This window comes from Paenibacillus herberti (assembly GCF_002233675.1).
Classification (GTDB): domain Bacteria; phylum Bacillota; class Bacilli; order Paenibacillales; family Paenibacillaceae; genus Paenibacillus_O; species Paenibacillus_O herberti.
This window is the reverse complement of sequence record NZ_NMUQ01000002.1, coordinates 1,317,937-1,331,051: the sequence shown is the minus strand read 5'-3', so window position 1 is coordinate 1,331,051 and position 13,115 is coordinate 1,317,937. Positions and strand designations below refer to the sequence as shown.

At 54.7% G+C, this 13,115-nt stretch carries 13 protein-coding genes; 6 read left to right on the top strand and 7 right to left on the bottom strand.

Going from position 1 to position 13,115, the window contains the following annotated elements; all coding sequences use genetic code 11:
- Window positions 1-16 precede the first annotated feature (16 nt).
- The 6 genes from CGZ75_RS18445 to CGZ75_RS18420 all read right to left on the bottom strand — a co-directional run bounded on the left by CGZ75_RS18445 (window position 17) and on the right by CGZ75_RS18420 (window position 5,435).
- Window positions 17-631 carry a hypothetical protein gene (locus CGZ75_RS18445; protein WP_089525666.1) on the bottom strand — a complete coding sequence of 205 codons (615 nt, stop codon included), beginning with the start codon at window positions 629-631 and terminating at the stop codon, window positions 17-19.
- Between the two features lie 227 nt (window positions 632-858).
- Window positions 859-1,593, bottom strand: coding sequence for an ABC transporter permease (locus CGZ75_RS18440; RefSeq protein ID WP_245850915.1), 735 nt, complete (start codon window positions 1,591-1,593; stop codon window positions 859-861).
- Window position 1,594: 1 nt separating this feature from the next.
- Window positions 1,595-2,311: an ABC transporter permease gene (locus CGZ75_RS18435; protein WP_089525664.1), complete on the bottom strand. Its 717-nt coding sequence runs from the start codon at window positions 2,309-2,311 to the stop codon at window positions 1,595-1,597.
- On the bottom strand, window positions 2,311-3,255 hold the full coding sequence (locus CGZ75_RS18430; protein WP_245850914.1) for an ABC transporter ATP-binding protein: 945 nt from the start codon (window positions 3,253-3,255) through the stop codon (window positions 2,311-2,313). Before CGZ75_RS18430 ends, CGZ75_RS18435 begins: the two co-directional genes overlap by 1 nt.
- A 72-nt stretch (window positions 3,256-3,327) precedes the next feature.
- Entirely contained in the window at window positions 3,328-4,755 is a 1,428-nt protein-coding gene (locus CGZ75_RS18425; protein ID WP_089525662.1) for a sensor histidine kinase, read from the bottom strand.
- Window positions 4,752-5,435 carry a response regulator transcription factor gene (locus CGZ75_RS18420; RefSeq protein ID WP_089525661.1) on the bottom strand — a complete coding sequence of 228 codons (684 nt, stop codon included), beginning with the start codon at window positions 5,433-5,435 and terminating at the stop codon, window positions 4,752-4,754. Before CGZ75_RS18420 ends, CGZ75_RS18425 begins: the two co-directional genes overlap by 4 nt.
- Window positions 5,436-5,552: 117 nt before the next feature.
- Here CGZ75_RS18420 and CGZ75_RS18415 point away from each other — a divergent pair, with 117 nt between their 5' ends.
- From CGZ75_RS18415 to CGZ75_RS18400, 4 genes are all read left to right on the top strand, one after another.
- Entirely contained in the window at window positions 5,553-5,888 is a 336-nt protein-coding gene (locus CGZ75_RS18415; protein WP_089525660.1) for a GrpB family protein, read from the top strand.
- A 115-nt stretch (window positions 5,889-6,003) separates the two neighbouring features.
- The gene (locus CGZ75_RS18410; protein WP_089525659.1) at window positions 6,004-7,461 is read left to right on the top strand and encodes a CAP domain-containing protein; all 1,458 of its coding nucleotides are present in this window, start codon (window positions 6,004-6,006) and stop codon (window positions 7,459-7,461) included.
- A 353-nt stretch (window positions 7,462-7,814) separates the two neighbouring features.
- On the top strand, window positions 7,815-8,840 hold the full coding sequence (locus CGZ75_RS18405) for a TRM11 family SAM-dependent methyltransferase (protein ID WP_089525658.1): 1,026 nt from the start codon (window positions 7,815-7,817) through the stop codon (window positions 8,838-8,840).
- Window positions 8,841-8,973: 133 nt separating this feature from the next.
- On the top strand, window positions 8,974-9,831 hold the full coding sequence (locus CGZ75_RS18400; RefSeq protein WP_089525657.1) for a hypothetical protein: 858 nt from the start codon (window positions 8,974-8,976) through the stop codon (window positions 9,829-9,831).
- Here CGZ75_RS18400 and CGZ75_RS18395 read toward each other — a convergent pair.
- Window positions 9,818-11,143, bottom strand: a complete 1,326-nt coding sequence (locus CGZ75_RS18395; RefSeq protein WP_089525656.1) for an MFS transporter — start codon at window positions 11,141-11,143, stop codon at window positions 9,818-9,820. The genes CGZ75_RS18400 and CGZ75_RS18395 overlap by 14 nt on opposite strands.
- 280 nt (window positions 11,144-11,423) lie before the next feature.
- On the opposite strand from CGZ75_RS18395, the gene modA reads away from it, so the two are divergent.
- On the top strand, window positions 11,424-12,359 hold the full coding sequence (gene modA, locus CGZ75_RS18390) for a molybdate ABC transporter substrate-binding protein (protein ID WP_245850913.1): 936 nt from the start codon (window positions 11,424-11,426) through the stop codon (window positions 12,357-12,359).
- Window positions 12,356-13,051, top strand: coding sequence for a molybdate ABC transporter permease subunit (modB, locus tag CGZ75_RS18385; protein ID WP_089525655.1), 696 nt, complete (start codon window positions 12,356-12,358; stop codon window positions 13,049-13,051). Before modA ends, modB begins: the two co-directional genes overlap by 4 nt.
- Window positions 13,052-13,115 lie beyond the last annotated feature (64 nt).

The window sequence follows — 13,115 nt, the reverse complement described above, 5'->3', positions numbered from 1 at the left end:
TTGACTACTTGCTATCTCAGGAAGACTTGGCGGTAGAGTAAATGACCTTCTCTGAAACAATATGCATGCCCGTTTCTTCTTCAAGCTGTATGAAAAAAACAATTTTATAGTCACCTTCATCGTCAAATTCATAAGTAATCTCTTCGCTATTAATCCAGAAATTATTTTTCCCTTGTTCAGGGAAGTATTTATCGCCTTTGCGTCGTTCTTCAATTAACGTCTCCTTCCCATCGGGATTGATGAGAATAAACTTGAAAGCTGCCAGCTCAGCTTCAAGGCTGTCGACCTGTGCAAACACACGGAACTTGATTTTTTCATCGTTGTAAACAGCTCCAAAAACATTCTTTCCGTCCGTCGTTAACATGTGGACATTAGGCTTAATTATTTTCGCATCCTGCTTATTCTTGTCCCATAATATAATGCTGTTAAACGCATCTTTAACAAACTGGGATGAGAAATATAAGTTGTTATCCAGCAAAAGTGTGGAATTTCCATCCTTAGGTGAATTCACTTCCACATTATTGATCCACACGCCGATCTGACGCAGTGCGGGGGCAGCATTCACGGTAGTTACAGCCAAAAGATTGACGATAAAGATGACTACTATGAACTTCTTTAATCCCGATTTCAATAGAATCACTCTCCCCATTCTCCGATCAACTCTCTTAAAAATCATACTCCTATCAAAGAAGAAAGTTTCTCTATTTTTTATAAAATATACAAATTATTCCTTGTTACTCAGGAGCAATTGTCCGATTGCCTTGTCTTTGGGGGCACATCACCAGGGGCATATCATGGCGCAGCCGCAAAAAAACCAGCCGAGCAGTCATGCCTGCTCGGCTGGTTCCCAATATAATGTTACACGGCACGCCGCAGGAAGCTAGTCCAGCCAGCCCCGAGGAAAACGACAAAGCTGCCCGCGACCACAATAAATAGCGTTTCAACCGAGACAGTGAATGCACCTACGTCGTAGCGGTCCTGCGGCATCATGGCGAGCAGCGGCTGAGCCCATGGATACCAAGGAGCAATATCCTCCGAGTTGGTCACTAGCATATTCGGCAGCGTAAACACGACGTTTACCGCAAGCGGAGCGGCAAAACTCTGCCAAGCTGTCGACACCCACAGCTGAAGCGCCGCGAGCGGAAGAGAAGCAAGCCAGCCGTACCCTACAAGCATACCAATCATTTCCCAAGGTATAGCGTCGATCGGTGCTCCTTTTAACATTCCTCCAACGAGCATTGCCGCTCCATAAAGCAGTTGCAACAACGCTAACAACGCCGCAAGGACCGTCATCTTAGCGAGGTACACCGAGGAGCGCCGCACCGGCAGCGCCGCCAGCTGCTTCCAACCACCTGCGGCATGTTCATAGCGACAGATCAGGGCGGCACAAATTCCGGTCAACAGCGGCAGGAAAAACAAGCCATGCACCGTCGCACCGACGGCCAGCGCTTCCTGCCATGCCTGGAGCGGCTCTTTTCCTATATCCAATGGGCTCCAGCCGCTAAGAGCAGCCAAAAGTGGGCTGATCGGCAGCAGCAGCCAGATGATGGAGCGCCGCAGCTTGATCCATTCCGTAGGGAGTAGCTTGTTCATATCAGCTGGCATCCTTCCGGGCAAAATGGGCATAACCGATCAAAATCACCAGAAGACCCGTTGCCGTACCCGCTCCGGCTATGGTTAAGCCCATTCCGGGCTCCACCACCTGATACGCCCAAGCCCAGGGCGTCCAGTCGGGCAAAGCAATGCTGATCAAGCTCAGCACCATACCGAGAATACCAACCGTCATCGGCACCGCCTGATTACTCATAGTGAGCGACAACCAGCTCTGCAGAGCGATGAAAGGCAACAGCGCCAAATACGCTAAATACGATTGCTTAAACAGCTCCGCCCAAGGTGTTGAGGAAACCTCCAGCCCCAGTACAAGTCCAAAAATGAAGGTGAAAACAAGCAGCAGCGTACAGGAGAAAAGAAGCAGCAGAAGCGTCACCGCCACCTTGCCTGCGAAGACTTGCAACCGTGTCACCGGCAGTGCGAGCAGTTGCTTCCAGCCTCCCGCCGAATGCTCTACACCTGCTGACATTGAAGCGACAAGCGCCAGCCCGATGAACAGCGCGGGCATTTTCAGCCAGAATACTTGTCCCAGCAGACCTTCCCAAGGATCGCCAGCATACTGATCCATCAAATAATCATAGCGAAGCCCATAATTGACGGCTTGCAGCAGCACAACACCTAGCGGCCCGATGATGGCTAGCGCGACGATCCATTTACGGCGAATTTTCAGCAGCTCCGCTAACAGAATACGAGAGAACATTAGAGGCTCCCTCCCGTGCCGGTCATTTCCAGGAACACACTTTCCAGGGAGGAGCTCTCCTCCTCAACGCGGTAAACTAGATGCCGCTCACGCACAAGCTCTGTGACAATCGCCGCGACTTCGCGGTCATTCTCGCCCGAAATCGTGACACCTCGCTCATCCCGCTGCGCCTCATAACCCTGCTCCAACAGCCGCTTCCAGGCGGCTTCAGGCTCACTCACGTTCAACCGAATGCGTCCTGCGGTGCGCTGTTTGAGGCGTTCGATACTATCCTGATACACAAGCTTGCCCGCCGTAATGATGCCAACACGAGTCGCCATCTGCTCTACCTCCGACAGTAGATGGCTCGATAGCATAATCGTCACGCCGCGCTCAGTGGGTAGGCTTTTGATCAGCTCGCGAATCTCTTGGATGCCAGCGGGGTCTAGCCCATTGGTCGGCTCATCAAGGATGAGCAGGCGCGGATGTCCCAGCAGAGCTGCCGCGATGCCAAGCCGCTGTTTCATGCCGAGCGAGTAGCCCCTCGCTGCGCGATTCGCGTCCTTTTCCAACCGGACAATGCTCAGCACCTCCGCAATTCGTTCCTTCGGTACATCGAGAAGACGGCGGATGATCTCCAGGTTCTCCCGGCCCGTCAGATGGCCATAATAGGAAGGGTATTCTACCAGTGAGCCCACTTGGCGCAAAATGTTCAGACGATGCTCCGCCAAATTCTGGCCGAACACCTTAACCGTTCCTCGCGTCGGACGCGCCAACCCTAGCAGCATGCGAATTGTCGTCGTTTTACCCGCGCCGTTCGGCCCTAAAAAACCGTATATATCTCCTTCACCAAGCTGCAGATCAACCCCGTTTACAACAGCTTTTCCACCAAGCTTTTTAGTCAGGCCATTCGTTTCCAACAGCCACTTGCCTTGGCCTAAGTTGTTGTTCCCCATATGATTCATCCTCTCCTCACCTCTTCCTCTATCGTAGCGAGTAAAGGTTAAAAGCCGGTCAGGACGAAGGTTAAATAACGTTTAAAAATCGGTGGAAAGCTCATCAGTCGACTGGCAATTCGACTTGGCTCGTTCGGGGTCCGGCCAGATCGTAATGATCGTGCCATCCGGTCCGGATCGGACCTGCTTGCAGAGGTCCTGCTCAACAAGCATAAGATCGACAATGGCGAGGCCTAGGCCCGTGCCTTTGAAGGTGGATTCCGCATCCATGCCGGGGCCACGGTCCTCAACCACTAACGTTCCGCCGTTTTCCGTCAACAAACGAACAGCGACATAACAGCCGGATGCGGCATGGCGCAGTACATTTTGCAGCAAATTGTCTACCACTCGCTCCAGCCACTGCGGATCAGCTTGCCACCAAATAGACTCCTCCGGCAAATCCGAGTCAAGCTCTATCTCAGCCTGCTCAAGCACGGGATACCAAGCAGCCAACTGGGTACGCAATAACCTAGTCACATCGGTGCGTTGGGGACGGTAAGGGTATTTGCCAGCGACGAGCAGATTGTAAGAAAAAAGATTTTCCATCAGCTCGGATGTATAGTCAAGCTTGCCGGTCATGAGCTGCAAGGACTCCTTGCCCTGTGCGCTCAAAGCCTCTCGCCCCAGCGTAAACGCATGAGCACGGATGACGGTGAGCGGCGTGCGCAGATCATGCGCCAGCCTCATTACAAGATCGCGCCGCAGCGCTTCCTCCGCCTCCTCGCGGCGGCGTGATTGCTCCAGCTCGCGGATCATGCCGTTGAAGCTTTGTTCCAGCCGACCGATCTCATCACTACCCGAAAGAGAGACCGGTAGCGGCAAGCCGCTCTCCGAAGGCAGTTCCATCGCTGCCTGCAGCCGCACTAGGCGTCGCCGGATGCGGATAAAAAACAGGAACGAGACAAACAGATACAAAGTGAGCATGATCATCACACCGATCGCGTACACGGTGCTGCCGACTCCGTCTAACCTTTGAGAGTAAGGAAGAGTTAGGTAGCGGGGCACCTCCACGACGATAAAACCTTCGCTGCGGTTATCGCCGACAAAGGAAACGACCGTGTAGCGAACGCCGTTAACTGCTTCTTTCATATACTCGACGGTGTAGGCGGCCGACCACTGGGCCGGGAAATCCTTGCGTGCGGGAATGGCGTCATGGAGGCTGCCCTCCCCGTCGACGCGGAATACTTTGGAGCGCGGATATTTCTGTATCCATGCTTTAAGCCGGACCGCTGCCTGCTCCTTGCTCTCTCCGCCCATGGCAGCCGCTTCCGCTTCCCAAGCCAGACGGAGCTTGGTCGTATTAGAATAAATAGAAGGCGAAGCTGGCGGATGGAGCCAACTCAGCGACGTCATCGTCACTAAGCCGACAAGCGTGATTAAGAGCGGCAGCATGACAAGCGCGGAGAGCACAATTAAGCTGTAACGGGCGATCAGCGACGGACGCTTCAGCTTTTGGATAAGCTTTTTCATGAGGGACGCACCCGGTAGCCGATGCCTCGCACCGTCTCCACTAGCCGCGGATTGGCGGGGTCACGCTCGATTCGTTCCCGCAGGTAGCGGATATGTACCATGACGGTTTTGTCACCCTCTAAAAAAGACTCGCCCCAGACCGATTCATAAATCTGCTCTTTAGTCAAAATGCGCCCCGGGTTGCGCAGCAGAAACAGCAGAATTTGCAGTTGCTTCGGCGTCAGCGCAATTTCCTCTCCACTGCCCGCATCGGTAACGGTCAGCTCACGCGGTCTCACCTCCAGATGGCCAAGCCGCACGGGCTGGTCCTCTCCTTTGCCAAAGCGCCTTAACAGCACCTCGACCCTTGCCCCCAGCTCATCTGGATGGAAAGGTTTTGTGACATAATCATCTGCAAAATGCAGGCCCTGCAGTTTATCTTCAACGGCCGAGCGGGCGGAGAGCATGAGGATCGGCAGGCCCGGGCAGCGTTTCTTCAGCTTTTGACCAACGGTAAAACCGTCCAGCCCCGGCAGCATGACATCCAGAATCGCCAAGTCGGCATCGGCCGCCAGCTCCTCCGCGCCTTCTCCGCTGGGCAGCCACTCCACCTCGTACCCACGTTCCTTCAGGTCGCGCGAGAGCCAACTGCCGATGTCGGGATCATCCTCGATGTAAAGCAGTTTTGCTTTGCCATTCATAGTTGCTTCCCCCTGTCTTCCCTTCATCATAGCCTTCTCTTCTCTCCTCGCGGAAGTTAAAATTCGTTTAAAGGCGGGAAGCTTGCTTTAGTAAGAGCAGATAGGAGTGAGTTATCTATGGAAGTAAGACTGAGTCGTTATTCGGAAGCTTGGGTTGAACAATTTCGTGAAGAGGCTGGGGTTTTATCCACTTTGCTTGGTGACGAGGCGCTTGCTTTTCATCACTTCGGCAGCACTTCAGTGCCGGGCATGATGGCAAAGCCGGTCATCGACATGATGGTCGAGGTCCGCGAGATCAGTCGGATCGACAGCTTTAACGCTTCTATGGAATACAGCCGCTTCAAAGAGCAGCTTGCCGAGCGCTATACCGAAACCCGGGACTACAGCCCGGCCAAAAAAGCATTTGTATCCGCTCTGAAAGCAAAGGCCTTGGCCTGGGATGCGGGGCGATAGCTATTGATCCGAAAACCTGGGACTTCAGGAGCATATTCCAGACCGCTGCACAACTGTAGCGGCGATAAGCGCGTCCAACTGTGTCGAGACCACACACAGGAAGGACTTTACTCTGATGAATAACTCCCATGATTCGTTTCATAAAATCGATGAAAAATGGTCCCCCCGAGCTGTCCGCAAAGCGGCGCTCGTCCTACTGAGCGCCGCCCTGCTTGCCGGCAGCGGCAGCTTCCTGCCGCAAGCGGCATCGGCCGCGCCTGCAACGGCCGCAACTGGCTTCGCCGATGTAGCGGCCAAACACTGGGCGGCCAGCGACATCGCCTGGGCCGCTGCCGCCGGCTACGTCCAAGGCGACGGCGACGGCCGCTTTCGTCCCTCCGGCAAGCTCAGCGAGCCTGAGTTCCTCGCCCTGGCGGCGCGCGCCTACGGCATCGCGCCCGCCAAGGGCACAGCTTCCGGCGCGGCCTGGCACGCGCCGTACTACACTGCCGCCGCCGCGCACAGCTGGGCGGCGTTCCATGCTGCGCAGCCAAACGCCCGCTATACGCGGGGCGAGGCAGCGCAGCTGCTTGCCTCCGTCGCTGGGCGCTCCGGCGGCGAAGCTGACGCCGTGGCCTGGCTGCTCGCGGAAGGCATCGCGAGCGGGCGCACGGCGTCTACTGCTGCCGGCTACGAGAGCGGCAGCACTCTAACCCGGGCGGAGGCGGTTACCCTCCTCCGCCGCATGCTGAAGGCGCATCCGGCACCTGGCGGCGCGCCTTCGACCAATACCGCCGGGCCGCAGCTGCGCGGCATCGGGCTCGGGGACAGCGAAGCGGCCCTGATCGGGAAGCTTGGCGCACCAGATCGCAAGGACCCGGCGCAGGAAGGTTTTGTCTGGTACATTTACAATAAGGATTACACCCGTTACATGCAGGCTGGTGTGAGCGGCGGCAAAGTCGTCGCGCTCTACTCCGGTTCTCCGCAAGCATTCGAGGATGGCGGCGGACTGTGGCAAAAGCTTCGCCCCGGCATGAGCACCGCTTCGCTGAAACAGGCTTCAGGCCAGACGATTCCAGCCGCAAACAAAACCTTTTCCTTCACATCCGGCGGAATCAAAACAACCTTCTACCTGGACACGCTGGATGAGGGCAAGCTGGATGCCATGCTCGTCCTGTCCGGCAGCTCTTTTGGCACCGCTCCAAGCGCCGATGAGCTCGCTTCCGCCTATGAACGCGAAGTGCTTGACCTGACGAATGCATTTCGTGCGAAGCGCGGCGTCCCGACACTGACTTGGGATGATACAGCCGCTCTAACAGCGCGTAAGCATAGCAAAGATATGGCTAAACGGGATTATTTTGATCATACAAATCCAGATGGAAAAAGCCCCTTCGACCGCATGGAAGCTGAAGGCATCCGCTACTCCGCCGCAGGGGAAAATATCGCTTCTGGCTACCGCAACGCCATCGAGGCGCATAACGGCTGGTTGAACTCCTCCGGCCACCGGAAAGCCATGCTGAACGAGCTCTATACTCGCCTTGGAGTGGGCGTTTATGACTCTCGTTATACCCAGAACTTCTATACTCCCCTATAGAGGTTGTTCAAAAAGGCCACCATTGATCACGATGTAAACAGGTAGCGAATTCGACATCGAATCTTGTATTCACCTTCGAAGTCCGGTGCTCATGTAGGTTTGCCTACATTCCGCTCCTCCTTCTTCTGGTTCATACAACCTTCTCGGTGCCCAATGGCGACCTTTTTGAACTCGCACTTATAATCTCATAATCGGACAAAAAGAGAGCCTGCCAACCGTTGAAACGGCGAACAGGCTCTCTTTTTGTCGCCTCGCATTCCCATGAAACTGGCCTCCATCGCCCAGGAGCGGTACAATAAAGCGTCGGCGGCTGGAGCAGTCGTCCAACTTTAGATAAAGGAAGTTCAAACATAATGATCCCATCCGACCAAGCTACTCCCAGTCTCCCATACAACCGCGACGGCGACGGTGACGACATCGTCCTCGACTATTTATATGCCTATGCTTGCCATGAATCCGAGGTGGAGCTTTGTTCGCTTGAGCTGCACTGCCTGTTTCCCGGTGTCAGGCCTGACCCGGACTTACGCGCTTTCCGCCACTCCCGGCGGCTCGATCCGAGCCGCAGTCCTTTTATTAAGCAGCGATTGAGCATTCGACTGGACACTGCTTCCGAGGAGGAGTTAATGGAGGCGGCAGCCGACGTTCTTACCTCTGGAGAGGGGACCTTTCGTTCCCGCTATGTCAAAATAGGTGCATCAAACGAGCCCGGAAATGAGCAAAGGCTCGCCTTGGAAAGACGTCTTGGCCTCTCTGTAACTGGAGAGCCGGACCTCAAGCGGCCCGACATGGTTTTTGGCCTGACGCGGTTCCAAGGCCGCTGGTTCGCGGGTGAGCTCATCGAGTCGGAACCAGTCTGGCTGCGCCACAAGGACAAACCTCGCCAATACTCCACGGCGCTGCCAACGCGAGCTGCCAGAGCCGCAGTCAATATTGCTGCTCCCCAATCAACAGAAGCGCGGCTCATTGACCCCTGTTGCGGCATTGGAACCGTGTTGCTGGAGGCTCTTTCTATGGGGATGGACATCCGCGGCAGCGACCTTAACCCCTTGGCGGTCACAGGTGCGCGAGTGAACCTGGAGCATTTCGGTTACTCGCCGGAGCTTGCCGTTATTGCCGACATGCGCACTCTTGAAGGACGCTTCGATGCTGCTATTTTGGACATGCCCTACAATCTCTGTTCGGTCTCTCCACCGGAGGAACAGTTAGAAATGCTTCAATCACTACTGCGCCTGTCCGGCCGCGCCGTCATCGTGACATCGGAGTCAATAGAGTCGATTATCGAGGAAGCTGGCTTCCAGATCGAGGCCACCGCGCGCTTGACCAAAGGAAATTTTGTTCGCTTCTTTCATTTATGTGTTGGTAAACCTTTACAACTTTAAGGGCAGCGAGTTATAGTTGATTCACCGAACATATGTACGTCCCTGAATGCGGAAGCACCGCAGCAATTGGCTCTTTGAGCCGGTTTGCTGCGGTGCTTTTCTGCGTTCTGGAGACAATCTAAGGAGGATTATTATGACACGCTTTCTATTTGTTCGATTCAGCCCGCTTGCCCGCCTGCCGATTGTAGCCTTCTCGGCTGCACTTCTACTGTCCATCCTGCTCTCATCCGCTCCAGCGGCAGCCGCTTCATTGGAAATTAGCCCATCGGCTCAAGCAGGGTTTGAAAAAACGACAGCCAAGGCAGATTCAGCGACTGCTGCGCGTCTGAACCTTAGCCGCCAGAACTATGCCTCCCAGCTTCAACAGCTAGCCGCCTATCGCCAGCAAGCTCAGGAGCTGCACAGTGGCGCAGTGAAGCTGGCTGCCGCCGTTCGCCAAGCCTCTGGCTCCATCGATAGGGATGCCATCCGTAACCAAGAGAGTCGAGTAGCTAAGGTCAAGTCCGTTTACGAGCCGATGTATGCGGGTTATACAGCTCTGAACAAGCGCATTAGGTCTTCCGGCAACAAAGAATCCGCCAAAGCGCTGCGCATGCAGGCTGACACGATCCAGGCCGCTGTTCAGCTGGCCCGGCAATCAGTGCGCCTGCAACAGGAGCAATTGCAGAAGCTCACTCGCGAGCGCTCTGCCAAAATCGCCGCCATCCGCAAGACATTGTCCGGCCTTGAAGATGCCAATGATGAACTCCGTGTCCGCAAATCTACAGCGCGTATACCGGAATCAGCTCTGCGCGATGCCCTGAAGGACTTCTCCTCTGCTGCCCGCAAGGGAGATGCCATCCTTATGGAACGCTCACTGACCTCAATGCTTGCCAGCGGCAAGCAACTGCTCAAACAATGGGAAGCGATTGTAGAGCTGGAGCGCCGTTATGCCGCGATTGCCGAGCAAGCTCGCAGCCAGCTAGCAGGGTATGGGGTTATGACGGGCTGACGGGCTTCACATTTTGACCGTCTAAGGCGGCGGCCTGTATTTTCTTACGGTTAATGCCAACCAACAATGCCGTAATCAGATAGAACACTCCAGTCATCGTGTATACGACCTCGACTCCCCAGCGATCAGCCATCCATGACAGCAGCACAACCGACAGGCCAAAGAGAGAGTAGACCAACGTATTCTCTGCACTCATTACTTTCGGCAACTGCTCAGGAGGGCAAGCCTTCTGGAACACCGTCCGGCGGGTTACCTCTCGCAGCTGTTGCGGAGGACCCATCAAGATGACGATCAACAATGCTAGAGCGGGAGCTGTTATCCAGGCGAAAACCAGCGTAAGCAGACCCATAATGCCCGCTCCCACTACGATTGATAACGCCGGGAAGCGCGACAGACGGCGTGTAAACGTCACAACCAGCAACCCGCCGACGATACATCCTGCAAAATATCCGCCATTAATGAAGCCGTACCATTCCGTTCCGGAACCAAGCTGTTCAGTTGCATAAACAAGCAGCATAGCGCCGATCCAAGCAGCTCCAACCGTGCCTTCAATCGCATCGATAAAAATCAGTAGACGGAGCACCGGATTACGCCAAATATTTTGCCAACCTTCTTTAACGGACTCCCAAGCGCTGCCCTTTTCCTTGCCTATGTGTGTCTCTCCTTCAGGCAATAACGATTTCTCATCGTGAGTCTGCATGCCGCCTTCAGCTTGCACCGCCGCTGTGATAGCAGCCTTTGGCGTTGATGGCTCTCGCAGTTGCAGAGTGAGGAACAGTGCCGCGGCATAAATGCCTAACGTGCCTAGCATGACGGTGGATGCTCCGAGCCAAGCGACAATGACACCGCCCGCAGCCCAACCCGACATCATGACGATCTGGTCCGTCGTAGACATCAGTCCGTTTGCTCGCAGCAGCTCTCCCCTGCCGACATATTGCGGTATAAGCGCATTTCGTACCGGAGTGGTAATTCCATCCGTGAAAGATAACATCGCAATCAGAACGAGCACAGTCGGAATATCCGACTCTACCATGCCTCGGCAGACCACAATGAGAAAGGCAAATAGGACAACTTGCAGCAACTGAGACAGCTTGATCAGTAGCGTAAGCTGGAACCGATCCATAACTAGAGGCGCGGCGACGCCGCAAATGAGCTGACCAACTACTCGGGCCAGCGGCACTAAGGATGCGAACATCGCCGAACCTGTAAGTTGGTAGACCATCGTAACAATTGCCAGCAGGTACAGCGTATCTCCTAGATTGGAGATGCTTTGCCCTGCCCACATGACACGGAACATCCGTGGATAAGCCATCTTTTCACCGGCTCCTTTTCGGCTGAACCGGTGTTCGGTTTCATGCCCAGGTACTTTTTAAACTTTTTTATTTATAAAGTCACTATACGTAACTTTCTCTCTTCGTGTCAACTGTTTCCAACCCACCGTTTTTTTGCTTCTTGACGCTCCGACAGTCGGATTACAAAGTGTTACCAAGCATCACTCGTCTTTGATTGATTTACAAGCCCCACTCCCTTAATATAATCACTAATTATAGCTAGATATAACGAAATCATAAGAATATGGGGAGCTGGAAGTGATGGCTGTAAAACAAACAAGGAGAAATAAACCGGGCTATTCGATGTATGTCGCTGCTCTGCTCGTGATGCTGCTACTGCTGATCGCAGGTTGCGGAGCAACAGATTCCAGCAGCAACAATGCAACTGCGGGCGAGCCGACAGCCTCGCCGGCCGATTCCGCATCTGTGGGCAACACAACTACAGATGGCGGCAATGCGAATACCACTGTTCCAACCACCCCGCCGGATGAGCCCACCGAACTGGTAGAGCTGACGGTATCCGCTGCGGCCAGCCTGACTGAAGCGCTGGGTGAAATTGAGACGAAGTTCGAAATGGCTAATCCAAGTATTGAAATAAACTATAACTTCGGAGCATCCGGTACGCTGCAAAAGCAGATCGAGCAGGGAGCGTCGGCCGACCTCTTTTTCTCCGCATCGAGCAAAAACATGGACGCCCTGATTGCCAAAGATCTTGTTAGCAAGGATCAGTCTATAAACCTGCTAGCCAATACGCTCGTCTTGGTCGCTGGTAAGGATCACTCTGGGACGCTCGACAAGCTCGACAAGCTCAAGAAAGACAGCTATTCCTATATTGCTGTCGGCATCCCTGAAAGCGTGCCTGCAGGCCAGTACGCCAAACAAGCGTTAGAAGCCGCTAGACTGTGGACGGAACTGGAGAAAAAGCTCGTTCAGGCAAAGGACGTTAAATCCGTGCTGCAAATGGTGGAAACCGGCAATGCCGAAGCTGGTTTTGTATACAAAACCGACGCACAGAGCTCGGACAAGTCCAAAATCATCATGGAGATCGATCCTGCTTCCTATTCTCCAATCCTGTACCCGGCTGCGGTTTTGAGCAGTACAAGCCACCCTGTTCAAGCAACTGCCTTTTATGACTACCTTCGTTCCTCTGAAGCTCTCGATGTGTTTCTGAGCTTCGGCTTCACCGCCGCGCCATGATTGGCGCAGCGGTGGACTGGAAGGTGTTCTGGCCTCCAGTCCTGCTTTCTTTGAAAGTAGCCATGCTGGCCTCGATTCTCTCCCTGCTGCTTGGCACAGCAGCAGCTCGCTGGATGTCTCGCGCTCGCTTCCGGGGCAAGCTGCTCCTAGAAACAGCTTTTCTACTGCCGCTTGTGCTGCCGCCCACCGTTGTTGGCTTCGTACTACTCGTCATGCTTGGCCGCCGCAGCTCCGTTGGAAAACTGATTGAAGCGGTGTTCTCCGCCCCACTTATCTTCTCATGGTGGGCGGCCGTAGTAGCGGCGGTGGTCGTCTCCTTTCCGCTCGTCTACCAGACGATGAAAACAGGCTTCAACGGCATCGATCCTGACTTGGAGCAGGCGGCTCGTTCCGCAGGCGCGGGAGAGCTGCAAGTGCTCCGCTACGTAGCACTGCCGCTAGCGCTGCGCTCATTGCTCGCTGCGCTAGTGCTCGGCTTCGCCCGCAGCCTCGGCGAATTCGGCGCAACGCTTATGATCGCCGGTAACATTCCCGGCGTCACTCAGACAGTGCCAACGGCGATCTACGTTGCCGTGGATAGCGGACAGACAGCTATGGCCTGGGCCTGGACTGCAGCGATCATTTTGTTTTCTTTTCTGCTGTTGCTATTCACGGGTAGCAGCAACCCAATGTCTCGCCGCAGCAGACCTTGATTGTGCGCTCGGAGCCGATTCTCACTAAACGCCAAAAAGGATTGCCGCCTCATGAGGGCAGCAA

Coding starts and splice junctions, on each gene's coding strand:
- CGZ75_RS18440 (WP_245850915.1), bottom strand. CDS start 1,593: ATGAACAAGCTACTCCCTACGGAATGGATCAAGCTGCGGCGCTCCATC.
- CGZ75_RS18435 (WP_089525664.1), bottom strand. CDS start 2,311: ATGTTCTCTCGTATTCTGTTAGCGGAGCTGCTGAAAATTCGCCGTAAA.
- CGZ75_RS18430 (WP_245850914.1), bottom strand. CDS start 3,255: ATGAATCATATGGGGAACAACAACTTAGGCCAAGGCAAGTGGCTGTTG.
- CGZ75_RS18425 (WP_089525662.1), bottom strand. CDS start 4,755: ATGAAAAAGCTTATCCAAAAGCTGAAGCGTCCGTCGCTGATCGCCCGT.
- CGZ75_RS18420 (WP_089525661.1), bottom strand. CDS start 5,435: ATGAATGGCAAAGCAAAACTGCTTTACATCGAGGATGATCCCGACATC.
- CGZ75_RS18415 (WP_089525660.1), top strand. CDS start 5,553: ATGGAAGTAAGACTGAGTCGTTATTCGGAAGCTTGGGTTGAACAATTT.
- CGZ75_RS18410 (WP_089525659.1), top strand. CDS start 6,004: ATGAATAACTCCCATGATTCGTTTCATAAAATCGATGAAAAATGGTCC.
- CGZ75_RS18405 (WP_089525658.1), top strand. CDS start 7,815: ATGATCCCATCCGACCAAGCTACTCCCAGTCTCCCATACAACCGCGAC.
- CGZ75_RS18400 (WP_089525657.1), top strand. CDS start 8,974: ATGACACGCTTTCTATTTGTTCGATTCAGCCCGCTTGCCCGCCTGCCG.
- CGZ75_RS18395 (WP_089525656.1), bottom strand. CDS start 11,143: ATGGCTTATCCACGGATGTTCCGTGTCATGTGGGCAGGGCAAAGCATC.
- modA (WP_245850913.1), top strand. CDS start 11,424: ATGGCTGTAAAACAAACAAGGAGAAATAAACCGGGCTATTCGATGTAT.
- modB (WP_089525655.1), top strand. CDS start 12,356: ATGATTGGCGCAGCGGTGGACTGGAAGGTGTTCTGGCCTCCAGTCCTG.